The sequence below is a fragment of the Streptomyces sp. NPDC057939 genome (genome assembly GCF_042887545.1).
In the GTDB taxonomy this organism is placed as follows: domain Bacteria; phylum Actinomycetota; class Actinomycetes; order Streptomycetales; family Streptomycetaceae; genus Streptomyces.
The window spans coordinates 30,538-53,086 of the sequence record NZ_JBHVPG010000054.1; the positions used below are offsets into that span (position 1 = coordinate 30,538).

Annotated in this window: 1 protein-coding gene; it reads right to left on the minus strand. The window is 74.1% G+C overall.

What is annotated here, in order from left to right; translation table 11 throughout:
* Nucleotides 1-43: 43 nt before the first annotated feature.
* Nucleotides 44-22,510, minus strand: coding sequence for an SDR family NAD(P)-dependent oxidoreductase (locus ACFVS6_RS35735; RefSeq protein ID WP_389710668.1), 22,467 nt, complete (start codon nt 22,508-22,510; stop codon nt 44-46).
* Between the last annotated feature and the right edge of the window lie 39 nt (nt 22,511-22,549).

Genomic DNA, 22,549 nt, shown 5'->3' on the forward strand with positions numbered 1-22,549 from the left:
GTGGAGTCAGGGTGGTGGGAAGGGGTGGGGTGGAGCTGCCGCGTCATGAGATGCCGAACTCCTTGCCGATGAAGTCGAAGAGGTCGTCGTCGGTGGCGCTCTCCAGGGCTTCGGCCACATCGGGGCCGTCGGGCTCGGCAGGCAGGTCCGCCGCCGCGTCCGCGGCCTCGCTCCATGCGGTGAGCAGGGCCTGGAGGCGTTCGGTGATGCGGTCGCGGCCGGCGGAGTCGGGCGTCGAGGTGACGAGCGTCTTCTCCATCCGGTCCAGTTCGGCGAGCAGTGGGGGTACGGCTGCCGCGCCGTGCTGCCAGAGTTCGTCCCGGAGGTATTCGACGAGTGCAGTCGGTGTCGGGTAGTCGAAGACGAGGGTGGCGGGCAGTCGTACGCCGGTCGCGGCGCCGAGGCGGTTGCGGAGTTCGACGGCGGTCAGCGAGTCGAAGCCGACTTCGTTGAACGACCGTGCCGGGTCGACGGCTTCGGGTCCGGTGAAACCGAGGACTCCTGCGACGTACGTGCAGACGAGTTCCAACAGGGACTCGTCCCGTGCGGCCGGCGAGAGTCCGGAGAGGCGCTCGCGCAGTTCCGCTCCCCCGTCGGCACCGGCGGCGGTGTTGCTTCCTGCGGTCCGGCGGGTGGGTGTGCGGACGAGGCCGGTGAGCAGCGGCGGGAGCATGCCGGTGCCCGCCTGGGCGCGGAGTGCGCCGAGGTCCAGCTTCACGGGCACCAGCAGCGACTGCCCGGTCGCCGGCGCGGCGTCGAACAAGGCGACACCTTCAGCGGCGCTCAAGGCGTTCACGCCGCCCCGACCGAGCCGGGAGACGTCCTCCGAATCCAGGGTGTCCCCCATACCACCCGTCTCCGCCCACAGACCCCACGCGAGCGAGGTACCCGCGAGCCCTTGGGCATTGCGGTGGGCGGCAAGGGCGTCCAGGAAGGTGTTGGCCGCCGCGTAGTTGGCCTGCCCCGCACCACCGAACACACCGGCGGCGGACGAGAACAACACGAACGCGGAGAGGTCCAGCCCGGCGGTCAGCTCGTGGAGGTTCCACGCGGCGTCGACCTTGGGACGCAGCACCGCCGACAGACGCTCGCCGGTCAGGGATCCGATGACACCGTCGTCCAGAACACCGGCCGTGTGCACCACACCCGTCAGCGGGTGCTCCGCCGGGACCGACGCCAGAACGGCCGCCAGCGCGGCACGATCGGCGACATCACACGCCGCCCACGACACCTCGGCGCCCAAGCCGGTCAGCTCCGCCGACAACTCGGAAGCGCCCTCGGCACCTTCACCGCGACGGCTCACCAACAGCAGGTGCCGCACACCGTGCTCGGTCACCAGGTGACGGGCGAACAGCCCACCCAACGAACCACTCGCACCCGTCACCAGCACGGTGCCTTCCGCACTCCACTCCGACGCGGGGGCGTCTGCGGCGGCCGACGCCCGCGCCAGCCTCGGCACCAGCACCGCGCCGTCGCGCACCGCGACCTCGGACTCGCCCGAGGCGAGTACGGCGGCCAGGGTCCGGTACGACGCGTCCGTGCCGTCGGTGTCGGCCAGGACGATCCGGCCCGGGTTCTCCGACTGCGCCGAACGGACCAGACCCCACACCGGGGCGTGTACGAGGTCCGGGAGGTCCTCGCCCTGTGCGGTGGCCACCGCGCCCCGCGTCAGGAACAGCAGGCGGGAGTCCGCGAAGCGGTCATCGGCCAGCCATTCCTTCAGGAGTTCCAGCACGCGGCCCGTCTCGGCGTGCACCGCACCCGTCACGTCACGCGGGTCGGTCGACGTGAGCAGCGGGACGCAGAGCAGCGTCGGGTCCGCGAGGGTCCCGAGACTGTCGTGGGTCTCGTAGCGGACGCCCACCGCGTCGAGCCCGGGGTGACCGTCCCCGAGGAGGGCCCAGGGACGCTGCTCGGTCGTGGGTGCCGGGGTCGGTTGGAGCGGTGTCCATTCGATCCGGAACAGCGATTCGTGGCGGCCGCCGCGCGCGGCGCCGATCTGCTCGGGCGAGACCGCCCGCAGGGCGAGCGACGCGACGGAGGCGACCGGCGCACCCGCAGGGTCCGCGAGCTCCAGCGACACCGCGTCGCGGCCGGCGGGGGCCAGCCGGACCCGTACGGCGGAGGCGCCGGCCGCGTGGAGCCGTACGCCGCTCCAGGCGAAGGGCAGTCGGCCCTGACCGGTGTTCTCGACCAGGGAGCCGAGTCCGGCGGCGTGGAGGGTGGCGTCCAGGAGCGCCGGGTGGAGGCCGAACCAGTCGGCCGTTCCCGCGGTCTCCTCGTCGAGGCTCACCTCGGCGTACACGGCGTCGCCGTGCAGCCAGGCGGAGCGCAGGCCCTGGAAGGCGGGGCCGTAGTCGAAGCCGGCGGCGGCGAGCCCGTCGTAGAGGCCGTCGATGTCGACCGGTTCGGCTCCGGTAGGCGGCCAGGTGGTGAGGTCGGCCGGCGGGATCGGGGCGTCGGCTCCGGTGGTGAGGACGCCGGTGGCGTGCCGCGTCCACGGCTCGTCGGCCGGGCTGTCCTCGTGTCGGGAGTACAGCGACAGGGCGCGTCGGCCGGATTCGTCTGTTCCGGAGAGGGAGAGGCGGAGTTGGATTCCGGCGCGCTCGGGGAGGACGAGCGGGGCTTCCAGGGTCAGCTCCTCCAGGACGTCGCAGCCGACCTGGTCGCCTGCTCGGACCGCGAGTTCGACGAAGGCGGTGCCGGGCAGGAGGACCGATCCGAGGACGGCGTGGTCGGTGAGCCACGGGTGGGTGGCCGCGGCGAGGCGACCGGTGAAGAGGAAGCCGTCCGAGTCGGGCAGTTCGACGGCCGCGCCGAGCAGGGGGTGGTCCGTCGTGCCGAGTCCGAAGCCGGTGGCGTCGCCCGGGGCGTACTGGCCGGTGGGGGCCGAGTCGAGCCAGTACCAGTCGCGTTGGAAGGCGTAGGTGGGCAGCTCGATCGGGCGGGCGCCGGTCGGGGCGAAGTAGCCGTCCCAGTCCACGCTCGCGCCGTGGGTGTGGGCGAGGGCGAGGGCGGTGTTCAGGGTTTCGGGCTCGGGGCGGCCGGTTCGCAGGGCGGGCGCGAAGCGGGCCGCGCCGTCCTGGGTGAGGCAGTCCTGGGCGAGGGCGGAGAGGATCCCGTCGGGCCCGAGTTCGAGGTACGTGCTCACCCCGGCGGCCTCCAAGGTCCGGACACCGTCCAGGAAACGGACCGCCTCGCGGACGTGCCGGACCCAGAAGTCCGCCGAACCCATCTCACCGTCGGTGATCAGCGCGCCGGTCAGGTTGGAGACGACCGGAATGCGCGGAGCCCCGTACGACAGCCCCTCGACCACCTTGCGGAAGTCCCCGAGCATGCCGTCCATGTGCGGCGAATGGAACGCGTGACTCACCGTGAGCCGCTTGGACTTGCGGTCCGGGAAGGCCGCCACGACCATAGCCGCCGCGTCCTCGTCACCCGCGATCACCACCGACTGCGGACCATTGACCGCGGCGACGCTCACCCGGTCGGTCAGCAGCGGCAGAACCTCCGCCTCCGACGCCTGCACCGCGATCATCACGCCACCGGCCGGCAGCGCCTGCATCAACCGACCACGAGCCGCGACCAGCGTGCACGCGTCATCCAGGGAAAGCACACCCGCCACGTGCGCGGCGACGATCTCACCGATCGAATGCCCCGACACGAAGTCCGGCCGCACACCCCACGATTCGAGCAGACGGAACAACGCCACCTCGACCGCGAACAACGCCGGCTGCGTGCACTCCGTCCGATCCAGCAACTCCGCGTCCGACCCGAACAGGATCTCCTTCAACGGGAGTTCATGGGCCATCCGTTCGCACACCGCGTCCAGCGCGCCGGCGAACACCGGGAAGGTTTCGTACAGTTCGCGGCCCATCCCGATCCGCTGGCTGCCCTGCCCGGTGAAGAGGAAGGCGAGTGATCCGGTGCCGGCCGCACCCAGGGTGCCGCGCGTCACCGCGGTGGCGGTCGGGTCGGCGTCCTCCAGTGCGGTCAGACCGCGCAGGAGTTCGTCCCGGTCGCCCGCCACGACCACCGCACGGTGTTCGAACGCGGCGCGTCGGGTGGCCAGCGAGTAGGCCACGTCGGTGGCTCCGGTCTCGGGCGCTTCCTCCAGGCGGGCCCGCAGGCGGGCCGCCTGGCCGCGCAGCGCGTCGGCCGACTTGGCGGACAGCACGTACGGCAGCGCGGACCGGGGGTCGGTCGTGGGCGAGGCACTCGCCCCGGGCTCGTCGGGAGCCTGTTCGATGATCGTGTGCGCGTTGGTGCCGCTGATGCCGAACGACGACACACCGGCCCGGCGCGGGCGGCCCGTCTCCGGCCACGGCACGGCCTCCGTCAGCAGGCTGACGGCGCCGTCCGCCCAGTCGACGTGCGGGGTCGGCTCGTCGACGTGGAGGGTCCTGGGCAGGATCCCGTGCCGCATCGCCATGATCATTTTGATGACGCCGGCGACACCTGCGGCGGCCTGCGTGTGGCCCACGTTCGACTTGATCGAACCGAGCAGGAGGGGTTCGTCGGCCGCGCGCTCGCGTCCGTAGGTGGCCAGCAGGGCCTGCGCCTCGATCGGGTCTCCGAGCGTCGTACCCGTGCCGTGCGCCTCGACCACGTCGATCATGTCGCTGGTCAGCCCGCCCGAGGCGAGGGCCTGGCGGATGACGCGCTGCTGGGAGGGGCCGTTGGGGGCGGTCAGGCCATTGGAGGCGCCGTCCTGGTTGATCGCCGAGCCGCGGACCACGGCGAGCACCGGGTGTCCGTTGCGGCGGGCGTCCGACAGCCGCTCGACGAGGAGCATGCCCGCGCCTTCGGCCCAGCTGGTGCCGTCGGCCGCCGCCGCGAAGGACTTGATGCGGCCGTCGGCGGCCAGACCGCGCTGCCGGCTGAACTCGGTGAAGGTGCCCGGTGTCGACATGACCGTGACACCGCCGGCCAGCGCCATCGTGCATTCGCCGTTGCGGAGCGCCTGGATCGCCCAGTGCAGGGCGACGAGGGACGACGAGCAGGCGGTGTCGACGGTGACCGCCGGGCCCTCCAGGCCGAACGCGTACGAGACGCGGCCCGAGGCGATGCTGCCGGAGTTGCCGGTGCCGAGGTAGCCCTCGACCCCGTCGGGTACGGAGGTGATGCGGGTGGCGTAGTCGTGGTACATGACGCCCGCGAACACGCCGGTGCGGCTGCCGCGCATGGACGCCGGGTCGATGCCGGCCCGCTCGAACGCCTCCCAGGAGGTTTCCAGCAGCAGCCGCTGCTGCGGGTCCATCGCGACGGCCTCGCGCGGCGAGATCCCGAAGAACGCCGGGTCGAAGCGGCCCGCGTCGTGCAGGAAGCCGCCCGAGCGGGTGTAGCTGGTGCCCTTGCCGTCCGGGTCCGGGTCGTAGAGCGACTCCAGGTCCCAGCCGCGGCCCTGGGGGAATTCGGAGATGGCGTCGATGCCTCCCGCCACCAGGCGCCACAGGTCCTCGGGGGTCTCGACGCCTCCGGGATAGCGGCAGCTCATGCCGACGATCGCGATCGGGTCGTCCTGGAACGAGGCGCCGAGGGTGACCGGCAGGGCGGTGGCGGCGCCGGCCGTGTCCGCGTCGCCGTCCCCGGTCAGGCCGAGGACCTCGGTCCTCAGGTACGCCGCCAGCGCGCTCGGTGTGGGGTAGTCGAAGACGAGGGTGGCGGGCAGGCGTTGGCCGGTGGCGGCGCCGAGTCGGTTGCGGAGTTCGACGGAGGTGAGGGAGTCGAAGCCGAGCTCCTTGAAGGCCCGGTCGGCCGACACCTCGTCGGTCGAGGCGTGACCGAGTACGGCGGCGACCTCGGTCCGGACGAGGTCCAGCAGGGCCTTGTCCCGGTCGGCCGGCGGGAGCGCCGACAGTCGGGTGATGAGCGCGGATCCGTCGGCCGTGGCGGCCTGCCCCGCTGCCCGGCGTGCCGGTACGCGGACCAGGCCGCGCAGCAGGTCGGGGACGATGCCGTTGCGGGCCTGGGCGCGCAGGGCGGCCAGGTCGAGCGGGAGCGGCACGAGCAGCGGCTCGGTGGTGCGGCGGGCCGCGTCGAAGAGGGCCAGGCCCGTCTCCGGTGCGAGGGAGCCGATGCCGCCGCGGTTGATGCGCTCGCGGTCACCGCCGGCCAGGTCACCGCCCATGCCGCCAACGCCCGTCCACAGGCCCCAGGCGAGCGCGGTGCCCGCCAGGCCCTGGGCGTTGCGGTGGGCGGCGAGGGCGTCCAGGAAGGTGTTGGCCGCCGCGTAGTTGGCCTGCCCCGCACCACCGAACACACCGGCGGCGGACGAGAACAACACGAAGGCGGAGAGGTCCAGCCCTGCCGTCAGCTCGTGGAGGTTCCACGCGGCGTCGACCTTGGGACGCAGCACCGCCGAGAGGCGGTCCCCGGTCAGGGAACCGATGACACCATCGTCCAGAACACCGGCCGTGTGCACCACACCCGTCAGCGGGTGCTCCGCCGGGACCGACGCCAAAACGGCCGCCAGCGCGACACGATCGGCGACATCACACGCCGCCCACGACACCTCGGCGCCCAAGCCGGTCAGCTCCGCCGACAACTCGGAAGCCCCACCCGCGGCCTCACCGCGACGGCTCACCAACAGCAGGTGCCTTACGCCATGCTCGGTCACCAGGTGACGGGCGAACAGCCCACCCAACGAACCACTCGCACCCGTCACCAGGACAGTGCCCGCAGGATCCCACCCGGCGGCCGCGTCCCCGGCGGCCGACGCACGCGCCAGCCTCGGCACCAGCACCGCGCCGTCGCGCACCGCGACCTCGGACTCACCCGAGGCGAGGGCGGCGGCGAGAGCCGCCTCCACGTCACCGTCGGCATCGACGTCGACCAGCACGACGCGGCCGGGGTTCTCCGACTGCGCCGAACGCACCAGACCCCGCACAGCGGCGTGCACCAGGTCCCGGACGCCCTCGCCTGGCACGGCTTCCACCGCGCCCCGCGTCAGGAACACCAGTCGGGAATCGGCGGGCCCGTCGGCAGCGGCCCATTCCTGGAGGATCCCCAGGGCGCGGCCGGTCTCCGCGTGCACGACGGCGGCAACGTCCCCGTCGGTGTGGTCCAGGAGCGACACCACCGAGGCTGCCTCGGTCCCGTCGCCCTCTCCCCACATCGACCAGTCGTCGAAGGTTCCGTCCGTCGCCGACTCCGTCCACTCGACGCGGAACAGGGCGTCACGGGTGAGGTCCGGGCCGGCCGTGAGCTGGTCGCGGCCGACGGCCCGCAGGGCCAGGCCGGTGACCGAGGCGACCGGGGCTCCGGTGGCGTCGGCCATGGTGAGGGCCACCTCGCCGTTCCGGGCGGTGGTCAGACGTACCCGCAGCTCGGAGGCTCCGACCGCGTGCAGCCTGACTCCGGACCAGGAGAACGGGAGCCGCCCTTCGGTTCCGTCTGCGGCGCCCAGTCCGAGCGCGTGCAGGGCGGCGTCCAGGAGCGCCGGGTGCAGGCCGAAGCGTGCGGCCTCGGCGGCGGCGCCGTCGGGCAGGGCGACCTCGGCGTAGTAGGTGCCGTCGTGCTGCCAGGCGGCCCGCAGGCCCCGGAACACCGGGCCGTAGCCGAAGCCGGAGTCCGCGAGGCCCTCGTACAGGCCTTCCACCGGCACGGCTCGCGCGTCGGCGGGCGGCCACTCGGTGAGGCCCTGCGGGGCGGGTTCGGCCCCGGCCGCGAGCACGCCGACGGCGTGCCGCGTCCACGGCGCGTCCGGGTCCGCGCCCTCCGGGCGGGAGTGGAGGGCGAGGCTGCGACGCCTGCCCGTGGGGTCGGCGGCTCCGACGGAGAGCCGTAGCTGTACGCCACCCTGCTCGGGCAGTACCAGCGGTGCTTCAAGGGTGAGTTCGTCGACCAGGTCGCAGCCGACGTGGTCACCGGCCCGGAGCGCCAGCTCGACGAAGGCCGTGCCGGGCAGGAGGGCGGCGCCCATGACCCGGTGGTCCCCGAGCCACGGGTGGGTGGTCAGTGACAGCCGGCCGGTGAAGAGGTGGCCGTCGGAATCGGGCAGTTGGACCTCGGCGCCGAGCAGGGGGTGGTCGGTGGTGCCGAGTCCGGCCGCCCCGACGTCGCCGTCCGCGCGGCCGGCGTCGAGCCAGTGAACGGTGCGCTGGAAGGCGTACGTCGGCAGGTCGACGCGGTGGGCCCCGAGCGGGGCGTAGAACGCGGTGCGGTCGACGGTGGCGCCGCGCACCCAGGCCGTGGAGAGCGCCGAGAGGAGGGTCTCGGCCTCGTCGCGTCCGGAGCGCAGGGCGGGGGCGAAGGCGGATTCCCGGGAGAGGCAGTCCTGGGCGAGGGCGGACAGGACGCCGTCGGGGCCGAGTTCGACGTACGTCGTCACCCCGGCGGCCTCCAGGGCGCGTACGCCGTCGAGGAACCGCACGGCGTCGCGGACGTGACGGACCCAGAAGTCCGCCGAACCCATCTCACCGTCGGCGACCAGGGCACCGGTCAGGTTCGAGACGATCGGGATCCGCGGGGCGGCGAAGGACAGACCCTCCACCACCTGGCGGAAGTCGTCGAGCATGCCGTCCATGTGCGGCGAGTGGAACGCGTGGCTCACCGTGAGCCGCTTGCTCTTCCGGTCGCCGAGCGCCTCCACGACCGCCTGAGCGGCATCCTCGTCACCCGCGATCACGACCGACTGCGGACCGTTGACGGCCGCGATGCTCACACGCTCCGTGAGCAGCGGCAGGACCTCCGCCTCGGAGGCCTGAACGGCGATCATCACGCCACCGCCGGGCAGCGCCTGCATCAGCTGTGCACGTGCGGCGACGAGCGTGCACGCGTCGTCCAGCGACAACACACCCGCCACATGCGCGGCGGTGATCTCACCGATCGAGTGTCCGGACACGAAGTCCGGCTTCACACCCCACGATTCGAGGAGACGGAAGAGTGCCACCTCGACCGCGAACAACGCGGGCTGCGTGAACCGCGTCTCGTCCAGCAGATTCGCATCCGACCCGAACAGCACACTCTTCAGCGGCAGTTCGAGATCGGTCCCCTCACACACCGCGTCCAGCGCGGCCGCGAACGCGGGGAACGCGTCGTACAGTTCGCGCCCCATGCCGAGGCGCTGGCTGCCCTGCCCGGTGAACAGGAAGGCGAGCTTCTCGCCGGCGGTCGGTGAGCCCAGGACGAGTCCGGCGGCCGTGCGGCCCTCCGCGAGGGCCGTCAGGCCGGTGCGGAATCCGTCGGGGTTCGAGGCGATGACGGTGGCGCGGTGTTCGAAGACGGCCCGGCCGGTGGCCAGGGAGTGCCCGATGGCGGTGGGTTGTGCGTCGGGGTGGGCGTCCAGGTGGGACAGGAGGCGCTCACCCTGGGCGCGCAGGGCTTCGGGGGTGCGGCCGGTCAGGTGCCAAGGGAGCGCTGCCGGGGCTGCCGGGGTGTCGGGGGTGGCCTGGACGGTCGTCGGTTCGGCCGGGAGTTCGACGATGGCGTGCGCGTTGGTGCCGCTCATGCCGAAGGACGAGACGCCCGCGCGGCGGGGGCGGCCGGTCTCGGGCCAGGGGCGCTGCTCGGTGAGGAGGGAGACCGCGCCCGCGGACCAGTCGACGTGCGGGGAGGGCTCGTCGACGTGGAGGGTGCGGGGCAGCACGCCGTGGCGCATCGCCTGGACCATCTTGATGATGCCCGCGACGCCGGCGGCGGCCTGCGTGTGGCCGAAGTTGGACTTGATGGAGCCGAGCCAGAGGGGGTTGTCCTCGGGTCGGTCCTGGCCGTAGGTGGCCAGCAGTGCCTGGGCCTCGATCGGGTCGCCGAGCCGGGTTCCCGTGCCGTGCGCCTCGACGGCGTCCACTTCGGACGCGGTCAGGCCAGAGTTGACGAGGGCCTGGCGGATGACGCGCTGCTGGGCGGGGCCGTTGGGGGCGGTGAGCCCGTTGGAGGCGCCGTCCTGGTTGACGGCGGTGCCGCGGACCACGGCGAGTACCTGGTGGCCGTTGCGGCGGGCGTCGGAGAGCCGCTCGACGAGGAGCATGCCGATGCCCTCGCCCCAGGCGGTGCCGTCGGCGGCGGCGGCGAACGGCTTGCAGCGGCCGTCGGCCGCGAGACCGCGCTGCCGACTGAACTCGGTGAAGACGTCCGGGGTGGTGATGATGGTGACGCCGCCCGCGAGGGCGATCGAGCATTCGCCGGAGCGCAGGGCCTGCGCGGCCAGGTGCAGGGCGACGAGGGAGGAGGAGCAGGCCGTGTCGACGGTGACGGCGGGGCCCTCGAAGCCGAAGGTGTAGGAGACGCGGCCGGAGGCGATGCTGCTGGAGCCGCCGGTGCCGAGGTAGCCCTCGACGCCTTCGGGGACGGTGTTCAGGCGGGAGACGTAGTCGTTGTGCATCTGGCCGACGAACACGCCGACCTGTTGGCCGCGCAGGGCCGTCGGGTCGATGCCGGCCCGTTCGAACGCCTCCCAGGAGGTTTCCAGGAGGAGCCGCTGCTGCGGGTCCATGGCGAGGGCCTCGCGCGGGTTGATCCCGAAGAAGCCGGGGTCGAAGTGGTGGGCGTCGTAGACGAAGCCGCCTTCGCGGGCGTAGGAGGTGCCGGGGTTGTCGGGGTCCGGGTCGTACAGCGCCTCGGTGTCCCAGCCGCGGTCCGCGGGGAGGTCGGCGATGCCGTCGCGGCCTTCGGCGAGCAGCTCCCACAGGTCCTCGGGGCTGCGGACGCCGCCGGGGAAGCGGCAGCTCATCGCGACGATCGCGATGGGGTCGTCGGCGTCGGCGGCGCCGGTCGGGTGGTGCGGGAGGGCGGCGGCCGCTGCGGCGGCTTCGGAGCCGAGGAGTTCGTCCTTGAGGTAGGCGGCGAGGACGGTGGGCGTCGGGTAGTCGAAGACGAGGGTTGCGGGCAGGCGGACGCCGGCGGTTGCGCCGAGGCGGTTGCGGAACTCGACGGCGGTCAGCGAGTCGAAGCCGAGGTCCTTGAACGCGCGGCCGGGTTCGACGGCGTCGGGGGTGGCGTGGCCGAGTACGGCCGCCACCTGGTCGCGTACGAGGTCGAGGAGGAGCGTGTCGCGTTCGGGCTCGGGGAGCCGTACGAGTTGCTCGACCAGCGGGGTTCCGGTGCGGGCCGTGCCGGCTTCGACGGCCCGGCGGGCGGGGGCGCGGACGAGGCCGCGCAGCAGGGCGGGGACCATGCTCGCGTCGGCCTGGCGCAGGGGTGCGAGGTCGAGCTGCATGGGGACGAGGTGCGCGTCGCCGGTGCGGTGGGCGGTGTCGAGGAGGGCGAGGCCCTCTTCGGTGGTGAGGCCGAGGACGCCGGAGCGCGTCATGCGGTCCTTGTCGGCGGTGTCGAGTTCTCCGGTCATGCCGCTGGCTTCGGCCCACAGGCCCCAGCCGAGGGAGGTGCCGGGCAGGCCGTGGGCCTGGCGGTGGCGGGCGAGGGCGTCGAGGAAGACGTTCGCGGCGGCGTAGTTGGCCTGTCCGGCTCCGCCGAAGGTGCCGGCGGCGGAGGAAAAGAGGACGAAGTCGGCGAGGTCGAGGCGGCGGGTCAGTTCGTGGAGGTGGAGGGCGGCGTCGGCCTTGGGGCGCAGGACGGTGTCGAGGCGTTCGGGCGTGAGTGCCTCGGCGATGCCGTCGTCCAGGACGCCGGCGGTGTGGACGACGGCGGTCAACGGGTGTTCGGCGGGGATGGTGTCGAGCAGGGCGGCGAGCGCGTCGCGGTCGGCGGCGTCGCAGGCGGCGATGGTGACGTCGGCGCCCAGGTCGCGCAGTTCGGTGGCGAGTTCGCGGGCGCCGGCGGCATGTTCGCCGCGGCGGCTGGTCAGGACGAGGCGGCGGGCGCCGCGGGCGGTGACGGCGTGTCGGGCGACGTGTGCGCCGAGTGTGCCCGTGCCGCCGGTGATGAGGACGGTGCCTTCCGGGTTCCATGCGGCGGGCACGGTCAGGACGATCTTGCCGGTGTGGCGGGCCTGGCTGAGGTAGCGGAACGCCTCGGGTGCCTGACGGAGGTCCCAGGCGGAGACGGGGATGGGCTTCAGGGCGCCGGCCTCGAAGAGGCCGAGCAGCTCGGTGAGCATCTCCTGGATGCGGTCGAGGCCGGCTTCGGTGAGGTCGAAGGCCTGATAGGTGACGCCGGGGTGGGTGGCGGCGACCTCTCGGGGGTCGCGTACGTCGGTCTTGCCCATCTCCACGAAGCGGCCGCCGCGCGGCAGGAGCCGCAGGGAGGCGTCGACGAACTCGCGGGCCAGGGAGTCGAGGACGACGTCGACGCCGCGGCCGTCGGTGGCGGTGCGGAAGGTGTCCTCGAAGTCGAGGGTGCGGGAGGAAGCGATCCGATCGTCGGTCAGGCCGAGTCCGCGCAGGGTGTCCCACTTGGCGGGACTGGCGGTGGCGTAGACGTCGGCGCCCCGGTGGCGGGCCAGTTGGACGGCGGCCATGCCGACGCCGCCGGCCGCGGCGTGCACGAGGAGGGTTTCGCCCTCGCGCAGGCCGGCGAGGTCGTGCAGGGCGTAGTGGGCCGTCATGAAGACGATCGGGACGGCCGCCGCCTCGGCGAAGGTCCAGCCCTCGGGCATGGGGGCGATCATGCGGCGGTCGACGACGGCGAGCGGGCCGAACGCTCCGGGGAGCATGCCCATGACGCGGTCGCCGGGGGCGAGGTCGGTGACGCCGGGGCCGGTCTCCAGGACGGTGCCGGCGCCTTCGCTGCCCATCAGGCCGGGGTCGCCGGGGTACATGCCGAGGGCGTTGAGGACGTCGCGGAAGTTGAGGCCGGCGGCGCGTACGGCGACGCGTACCTGGCCGGGTTCCAGGGGTGCTTCGGATTCGGGGCTGGGGACGAGGGTGAGGTGGTCGAGGGTGCCCTTGTCCACGATGTCCATGCGCCAGGCGGCGCCGTCCGCGGGCGGTGTCAGCGGGGTGGTGGCGGGGATCCGGGCGAGGCGGGGGGCGTGGACGGTGCCCCGGCGGATCGCGAACTGCGGTTCGCCGGTGGCGAGGGCCGCGGTGAGGAGGGTGGCGTCGGGGCCGGTCGCGCCGGTGTCGAGGTCGGCGAGGACGAAGCGGTCGGGGTTCTCCGACTGGGCGGAGCGGACGAGGCCCCAGGCGGCGGCGTGGGCCGGGTCGGTGAGGTCCCAGTCGCCCTGGCCGGCGACGGCGCCCCGGGTGACGAACACCAGGCGGGAGGTGGCGAACCGGTCGTCGGCGAGCCAGCCCTGGACGAGGGCGAGGGCCCGGTGCGACGCGGCGTGGACGGCGTCGGTGGTGAGAGGGGTCCCGCCGCCGGCCGGCGGGCAGGGGGCCAGGACGTACGCGGGGGCGTCCGTGCCCGCGTCGACGGCGGCGGCGAGTGCCGCGAGGTCGGCGTGGACGGGGCCGGGCAGCGCGTCGGCGTCGGCGCCCACCACGACCCAGGGGGTCTCCTCGGTGGCCGGGACGGCCGGCAGCGGCACCGTGGCCCACTCGACGCGGAACAGTGACTCGTGGTGCGCGGTGCGGGAGGCGGCGGTGAGCCGGTCGGCGGAGACGGGCCGCAGCACGAGGTGGTCGACCGCGGCGACGGGCGCGCCGGTGGTGTCGGCGAGTTGCAGGGAGATGCTGTCGTCGCCGTCGGGGGTGAGGCGCACCCGCAGGGCGGACGCGCCGACGGCGTGCAGGGACACCCCGCGCCAGGAGAACGGGAGCCGGCCCTGGCGGTCCGCTTCGGGGGAAGGCTGGACGAAGGTGGCGTGCAGGGCGGCGTCGAGCAGCGCCGGGTGCAGGCCGAACCGGCCGGCGTCGCCCTGCCGGTCGTCGGGCAGGGCCACCTCGGCGTAGACGTCGTCGCCGAGGGTCCAGGCGGCGCGCAGGCCCTGGAAGACGGGCCCGTAGGCGAAGCCGCCGCCGGCGAGGTGCTCGTACAGGCCGTCCACGGTGACGGCCTCGGCGCCGGGCGGGGGCCAGGTGGTGAGGTCGAAGGCGGGGCGGGGCGCGCCGGTGGCGAGGACACCGGCCGCGTGCCGGGTCCAGGGCTCGTCGTCGGCGGCGTCGGGGTCGCCGGAGTACAGGTCGAGGGTGCGGCGGCCTTCGTGGTCGGGTGCGCCCACCACGATCTGGAGGCGTACCGCGGTGTGCGGGGCGAGGATCAGCGGTGCTTCGAGGGTGAGTTCTTCCAGGACGTCGCAGCCGGCCTGGTCGCCGGCGCGGATGGCGAGTTCGACGAAGGCGGTGCCGGGCAGCAGGACGGTGCCCATGACGGCGTGGTCGGCGAGCCAGGGGTGGGTGTCGAGGGAGAGGCGTCCGGTGAACAGGAAGCCCTCGCCGTCGGCGAGCGGTACGGCGGCGCCGAGCAGCGGGTGGTGGGCGGCGCCGAGGCCCGCCGATTCGACGTCGCCGATGTGTCCGGCGGGTGCCTCCAGCCAGAACCTGCGGCGTTGGAAGGCGTAGGTGGGCAGGTCGGTGCGGCGGGCGCCGGTCGTGGCGAAGTACGCGGTCCAGTCGAGGGGGACGGCGCGGGTGTGGAGGGCGGCGACGGCCTCGGCGAGCGCCGCGGCCTCGCCGCGGTCGCGGCGCAGCGCCGGTACGAACACGGTGTCCGCGGCGGGGCCGGTACCGGCCCCGGTGTCGGTGTCGGTGAGGCAGTCGCGGCCAAGGCCGGACAGGACGCCCTGCGGGCCCAGTTCGAGGTAGGTGGTGACGTGTTCGGCGTCCAGGGTGCGGATGCCGTCGAGGAAGCGGACGGCTTCGCGGACGTGCGCGACCCAGTGTTCGGGGGTGCGCAGTTCCTCGCCGGCGACGGTCCCGGTGAGGTGGGTGACGACGGGGACGGTGGGCGCGTGGTAGGTGAGGGAGGCGGCGACGTCGTGGAAGGCGTCGAGCATGCCGTCCATGAGCGGGGAGTGGAAGGCGTGGCTGACGGTGAGGCGCTTGGTGCGGCGGCCGCGTCGTTCGAACTCGGCGGCGATCTCCAGGGCGAGGGTCTCGTCGCCGGAGATGACGACGGAGGAGGCCGAGTTGACGACGGCGATGCCGATGCGGTCCTCGTGGCCGGCGAGCAGCGGGCGGACCTCGTCCTCGGTGCCGGTCAGCGCGATCATCGCGCCGCCCTCGGGGAGTTGTTCCATGAGGCGACCGCGGGCGGCGACGAGGGCGGCCGCGTCGGGGAGCGTGAGGACGCCCGCGACGTGCGCGGCGGTGATCTCGCCGATGGAGTGGCCGGCGACGAAGTCGGGGCGCACGCCCCATGATTCGACGAGTCGGTAGAGCGCGGTCTCCAGGGCGAAGAGGGCGGGCTGGGTGTGGCCGGTCCGGTTCAGGCGGGTGTCGTCCTCGTCGAACAGGACTTCCTTGAGGGGTTGTTCGAGGTGCGGGTCGAGGGCGGCGCAGACCTCGTCCAGGGCGGTGGCGAACGCGGGGTGGGCGGCGTACAGTTCACGGCCCATGCCGGGGCGTTGGCTGCCCTGGCCGGTGAAGAGGACGGCGAGGCGGCCGTCGGCGGTGTCGTGGCGGACGAGTCGGGCGCTGTCCTTGCCCGCGGCGAGCGCTTCGAGTCCGGTCAGGAGGTCGTCCCGGTCGGCGGCGACGACGGCGGCGCGGCGGTCCAGGGCGGTGCGGGTGGTGGCGAGGGAGAACGCCACGTCGGTGGCGTCGGTGTCAGGGTGTCGCACGAGGTGGTCGGCGAGGCGGGTGGCCTGGGCGCGCAGGGCTTCGGGGGTGCGGCCGGAGAGGACGTACGGGAGCGGGGCGCCCTCGGTGACGTCGGTGTTCCCGGCCGGGTCGGTGCCGGTGGGGGCGGGTGCTTCGGTGTCCTGGTCGGTGGGCGGCTGCTCGATGATGACGTGGGCGTTGGTGCCGCTGACCCCGAACGAGGAGATGCCGGCGCGGCGGGGGCGGTCCGTGTCGGGCCAGCGGGCGGCCTCGGTGAGGAGTTCGACTGCGCCCGCGCTCCAGTCGATGTGCGGGGACGGCTCGCCGATGTGCAGGGAGGCGGGCAGGACGCCGTGGTGCATCGCCTGGACCATCTTGATGATGCCGGCGGCGCCCGCGGCGGCCTGGGTGTGGCCGATGTTGGACTTGATGGAGCCCAGGCGCAGCGGCCGGTCCGCGGGGCGGCCCTGGCCGTAGGTGGCGAGGAGGGCCTGGGCCTCGATGGGGTCGCCGAGGGTGGTGCCCGTGCCGTGGGCCTCGACGGCGTCGACGTCGGCGGCGCTCAGGCCGGCGTGCGCGAGGGCTTCGCGGATGACGCGCTGCTGGGACGGGCCGTTGGGGGCGGTCAGGCCGTTGGAGGCGCCGTCCTGGTTGACGGCGGTGCCACGGACGACGGCGAGGACGGGGTGACCGTTGCGACGGGCGTCGGAGAGCCGCTCGACGAGGATCATGCCGGCGCCCTCGGCCCAGGCGGTGCCGTCGGCGTCGGCTGAGAAGGACTTGCAGCGGCCGTCGGTGGACAGGCCGCGCTGACGGCTGAAGTCGATGAAGGTGTCCGGGGTGGACATGACGGTGACGCCGCCGGCGAGCGCCATGTCGCACTCGCCGCTGCGCAGGGCCTGCGCGGCCAGGTGCAGGGCGACGAGGGAGGAGGAGCAGGCCGTGTCGATGGTGACGGCCGGGCCCTCCAGGCCGAAGGTGTAGGAGATGCGGCCGGAGGCGACGCTGCCCGCGGTGCCGGTGCCGAGGTAGCCCTCCAGGCCCTCGGGGACGGCCGGGAGGCGCGTCAGGTAGTCGTGGTACATGACGCCGGCGAAGACGCCGGTGCGGCTGCCGCGCATCGATGCCGGGTCGAGCCCGGCGCGTTCGAACACCTCCCAGGAGGTTTCCAGCAGGAGCCGCTGGTGCGGGTCCATGGCGAGGGCTTCGCGCGGGTTGATGCCGAAGACGTCGGGGTCGAAGTCGGCGGCGTCGTGCAGGAAGCCGCCGGTGCGGGTGTACGAGGTGCCGGCGCGGCCGGGGTCGGAGTCGTACAGCCCGTCGAGGTTCCAGCCGCGGTCGGTCGGGAACGGGGAGATCGCGTCGACGGAGCCGGCGACGAGTTGCCACAGTTCCTCGGGGGTGCTGACGCCTCCGGGGTAGCGGCAGCTCATGGCGACGATGGCGATGGGCTCGTCGGCGACGGCCTGCGTGCCCGCGGTGGTGGGCTGCGCGGGTGCGGCCAGGTCGCCGAGGAGTTCGGTGCGCAGGAACGCGGCGAGGGCGTTCGGGGTGGGGTAGTCGAAGACGAGGGTGGCGGGCAGGCGGACGCCGGTGGCGGAGCCGAGGCGGTTGCGCAGTTCGATGGCGGTGAGCGAGTCGAAGCCGAGTTCCTTGAAGGCGCGGCCCGGGTCGACGGCGTCGGGGCCGGGGAAGCCGAGGACGGCGGCGACCTGTACGCGGACGGTGGCGAGCAGCAGCCGGTCGCGTTCGGCGGCGGTCAGTGGCAGCAGCCGCTCGGTGAGGCCGTCGGCGGGGGCGGCGCCCCGGTCGGCGGCGGTCCGGCGTGCGGCGGGTCGGACGAGGCCGCGCAGTAGCGGGGGGACCATGCTCGCGTCGGCCTGCCGCAGGGCGGCGAGGTCGAGGTGCATGGGGACGGCGGTGGGTTCGCCGCCGGTGCGGGCGGTGTCCATGAGGGCGAGGCCCTCGGCGGAGGACAGGGCGGCGACGCCGGCGCGGGCGATGCGTTCCAGGTCGGTGTCGGCGAGGTCGCCGGTCATGGCGCTGCGTTCGGCCCACAGGCCCCAGGCGAGGGCGGTGGCGGGCAGGCCTTCGGCGCGGCGCCGGTGGGCGAGGGCGTCGAGGAAGGTGTTGGCTGCGGCGTAGTTGGCCTGGCCGGCCGCGCCGAGGGTGCCGGCGGCGGCGGAGAACAGGACGAACGCGGCGAGGTCGAGGTCGCGGGTCAGTTCGTGCAGGTTGACGGCCGCGTCGACCTTGGCGGGCAGGACGTGGTCGATGCGGTCGGGGGTGAGCGCTTCGAGGATGCCGTCGTCGAGGACGCCGGCGGTGTGGACGACGGCGGTCAGGGGGTGTGCGGCCGGTACGGAGTCCAGGAGCGCGGCGAGCGCGGCGCGGTCGGCGGCGTCGCAGGCGGCGAGGGTGACCTCGGCGCCCAGGGCGCGCAGTTCGGCGAGGAGTTCGGGGGCGCCGGTGGCGGCCTCGCCGCGGCGGCTGGTCAGCAGCAGGCTGCGGACACCGTGCGCGGTGACCAGGTGGCGGGCGACGAGCCCGCCGAGGGTGCCGGTGGCGCCGGTGACGAGGGCGGTGCCGTCGACGTCGAGGGGGCGGGTCCCGTGTCCTTCGGCGGTGGGCCCGGCGGGGACCCGGCCGAGCCGGGGGACGACGGCGCGGCCCTCGCGCAGGGCGAGTTGCGGCTCACCGGTGGCGAGCGCGGCGGGCAGTGCGCGCAGGGACTCGTCGCGGTCGTCGAGGTCGACGAGCACGAACCGGTCGGGGTGCTCGGACTGGGCGGAGCGCAGCAGGCCCCACAGCGGGGCGTGCGCCAGGTCGGGGACGTCGGAGCCGGCGGTGGTGGCGACGGCTCCGTGGCTGACGAACACGAGCCGGGAGTCGGCGAGGCGGTCGTCGGCGAGCCAGGCCTGCGCGAGGTCCAGGGCGTGGTGCAGGGCTCCGGCGACGGCGGCGGGCAGCGTGCTGTCGACGGGGGTCGGGGAGGTGGTGCCGGTGGCGGGCAGGGGGACCACGACGGCCTGCGGTACGGGGCCGCCGGCCTCGATCGCGGCGGCCAGTTCGGCGAGGCCGGTGTGGGTGGCGGCGGTGGGCAGCACGGTCGTGAACCGGGAGCCGGCCACGGCGTCGGTCGCGGTCGCGTCGAGCAGGGCCCACTGGCCGGGGGCGACGGTGGTCGCGGCGGGCAGGGCGAGCGGGGTCCACTCGACGCGGAACAGCGAGTCGTGGAAGGTCGTGCGGGCGGCGCGCACCTGGTCGGGGGTGACGGGGCGCAGCAGCAGGGCGTCGACGGTGGCGACGGGGGCACCGGTCTCGTCGGCGAGGTCGACGGAGACGGTGTCCTGGCCGGCGGGGGCCAGCCGTACGCGCAGGGAACGCGCGCCGACGGCGTGCAGGGTGACGCCGCTCCAGGAGAACGGCAGTCGGCCGTGTTCGGTGTCCTCCAGCAGGTCGCCCATGCCGACGGCGTGCAGGGCGGCGTCCAGGAGGGCCGGGTGCAGGCCGAACAGGGCTGCTTCGGCGTGTGCCTGCTCGGGCAGGCGGATCTCGGCGAAGACCTCGTCGGCGCGCTGCCAGGCGCCGGTGAGGCCCTGGAAGACGGGCCCGTAGGCGAAGCCGGAGGCGGTGAGGTGTTCGTAGAGGCCCTCGACGGGTACGGCGGTGGCGCCCTGCGGGGGCCATGCGGCGAGGTCGGCGCCGGTGCGTGCGGTGTCGCGGGCGGCGGGGGCGAGGAAGCCGGTGGCGTGGCGGGTCCAGGCGCCTTCGCCCCAGGTGTCGTCGGCGGCGTCCTCGGGTCGGGAGTGCAGGGTCAGGGAGCGTCGTCCGTCGGCGTCGGGGGCGTCGACGGCGAGCTGGATCTGGATGCCTCCGTGCGGGGGCAGGGCCAGGGGGGCCTGGAGGGTGAGTTCGTCGAGGAGTTCGCAGCCGGTGTGTTCGCCGGCGCGGAGGGCGAGTTCCACGAAGGCCGTGCCGGGGAGCAGCACGGTGTCCATGACGGTGTGGTCGGCGAGCCACGGGTGGGTGGCCAGGGAGAGCCGGCCGGTGAACAGGTAGCCGTCGCCGTCGGCGAGGGAGATGGCGGCGCCGAGCAGCGGGTGGTCGGCGGAGCCGATGCCGGCGGCGGTGACGTCGCCGGTCCAGGCGGTGAGCTGCTCGGGCCAGTACAGGCGTCGCCGGAAGGCGTACGTGGGCAGTTCGACGCGGGTGCCGGCGCGGCCGGCGAAGACGGCGGACCAGTCCACGCGGATGCCGTGGACGTGGGCGCGGGCGACGGCGGCGGTGAACGCGGCGGCTTCGGGACGGTCGGCGCGCAGCGCGGGCACGAACACCGCGTCGGTGTGGCCGTCCTCGTCGCCGAGGCAATCCTGGGCGAGGGCGGTGAGCACGCCGCCGGGGCCGACCTCGATGAAGGTGGTGACGCCGAGGGCGGCCAGGCCGCGTATCCCGTCGAGGAAGCGGACGGCTTCGCGGACGTGCCGGACCCAGTAGTCGGCGGTGCAGATCTCCTCGGCGGTGACGGAAGCGCCGGTGAGGTTGGAGACGATCGGGATGACGGGCGGCGCGTAGGTGACGGCTTCGGCGGCCTCGCGGAACGCGTCGAGCATGCCGTCCATGAGCGGCGAGTGGAAGGCGTGGCTGACGGTGAGCCGCTTGGTGCGGCGGCCGCGGGCCCGCAGGGTCTCGGCGAGTTCCGTGGCGTCGTGCTCGTCGCCGGAGACGACGACGGAGCGGGGGCCGTTGACCGCGGCGATGGAGATCCGGTCGGTGAGGAGCGGGCCGACCTCCTCCTCGGTGGCCTCGACGGCGATCATCGCGCCGCCGGTGGGCAGCGCCTGCATCAGGCGTCCGCGGGCGGCGACGAGGGCGGCCGCGTCGGGGAGGGTGAGGACGCCGGAGACGTGGGCGGCGGCGAGTTCGCCGATGGAGTGCCCGATGAGGAAGTCGGGTCGCACGCCCCACTGTTCGAGCTGCCGGTGCAGGGCGACCTCGACGGCGAACAGTGCGGCCTGGGTGTGGGCCGTCTCGTCGAGCAGGGCCGCCGCGGCGGTGCCGGGCTCGGCGAACAGGACCTCGTACAGGGGCCGTTCGAGGTGGGTGTCGAGGGCGTCGCGGACCTCGTCGAGGGCGCGGGCGAACACCGGGTGCGTCGCGTACAGTTCGCGGGCCATGCCGGGGCGCTGGCTGCCCTGACCGGTGAACAGGAAGGCGGTGTTGCCCTCGCCGACGGCGCCGACGACGCCGGTCGGGGGCTGCTCGCCGGCGGCGAGCGCGTCGAGGTCGGTGAGGAGCCCGTCGCGGTCGGCGGGGAGGAGGACGGCCCGCCGGTCCAGCGCGGAGCGGCTGGTGGCGAGGGAGAGTCCGAGGTCGGTGAGGGCGGCGGGGCCGTCGGCGAGTGCCGGGTGGGCGCGCAGGTGGGCGGCGAGCCGGTCGGCCTGGGCGCGCAGGCCGTCGTCGCCGTGGCCGGAGATCAGCAGCGGCACGGGCCCGGTGGCGGCCCGCGCGGCGGTGGTGTCGCCCGTGCCCGTACCGTCCGGCTCGGTGGTGGCCGGTTCGGCGGGCGGCGCCTGCTCGATGACGGTGTGGGCGTTGGTGCCGCTGACGCCGAACGAGGAGATGCCGGCGCGGCGCGGCTGGCCGGTCTCGGGCCACGGCACGGACCGGTCGAGGAGTTGGACGTCGCCGGTGGCCCAGTCGACGGCGGAGGACGGCTGGTCGATGTGGAGGGATTCGGGCAGGACGCCGTGCCGGATCGCCTCGACCATCTTGATGATGCCCGCGACGCCGGCGGCGGCCTGGGTGTGCCCGATGTTCGACTTGATGGAGCCGAGCCACAGCGGCCGGCCCTCGGGCCGGTTCTGCCCGTAGGTCGCCAGGATGGCCTGGGCCTCGATGGGGTCGCCGAGGGTGGTGCCGGTGCCGTGCGCCTCGACGGCGTCGACCTGCGCCGGGGTGAGTCCGGCGTTGGTCAGGGCCTGGCGGATGACGCGCTGCTGGGACGGGCCGTTGGGGGCGGTGAGCCCGTTGGAGGCGCCGTCCTGGTTGACGGCGGTGCCGCGGACCACGGCGAGGACCTGGTGGCCGTTGCGGCGGGCGTCGGAGAGCTTCTCCACGAGGAGCATGCCGACGCCCTCGCCCCAGCCGGTGCCGTCGGCGCCGTCGGCGAACGGCTTGCACCGGCCGTCGGGGGCGAGGCCGCGCTGCCGGCTGAACTGCACGAAGGCGCGCGGGCTGGACATGACCGTGACACCACCGGCCAGGGCCAGGGAGCACTCCCCCGACCGCAGGGCCTGCACGGCCAGGTGCAGGGCGACGAGGGACGACGAGCAGGCGGTGTCGATGGTGACCGCGGGACCTTCGAGGCCGAAGGTGTAGGACAGTCGGCCGGAGACGACGCTGGCGGCGTTCCCGGTGAGGAGGTACTGCTCGACGCCCTGGGGGACGCCGTCGCGCAGCAGGTCGGGATAGTCCTGGCCGTTGGTGCCGATGAACACGCCGGCCTTGCTGCCGCGCAGGGTCACCGGGTCGATGCCGGCGCGTTCGAAGGTCTCCCAGGACGTTTCGAGCAGCAGGCGTTGCTGCGGGTCCATGCCGAGGGTCTCGCGGGGGCTGATCCCGAAGAACCCGGCGTCGAACTCGCCGACGCCGTCGAGGAATCCGCCCTCGCGGGTGTACGAGGTGCCCCGCTGGTCGGGGTCGGCGTCGTACAGCGACTCGATGTCCCAGCCCCGGTCGACCGGGAAGTCGGTGATGGCGTCCCGGCCGCCGGAGACCAGGTCCCACAAGCCCTCCGGCGACTGGATGCCGCCGGGGAACCTGCAGGCCATGCCGACGATCGCGATCGGCTCCGGCTCCTGGGCCTCGACCTCGCGCAGGCGCTGCCGTGTCTGGTGCAGATCGGCCGTCACCCGCTTCAGGTAGCCGATGATCTTGTCCTGATCCGCAGCCTGATCCGCCATTGGAACCTCACCCATGCTCGTCACAAACCCTCGTGCTGT

Coding starts and splice junctions, on each gene's coding strand:
- ACFVS6_RS35735 (WP_389710668.1), bottom strand. CDS start 22,510: ATGGCGGATCAGGCTGCGGATCAGGACAAGATCATCGGCTACCTGAAG.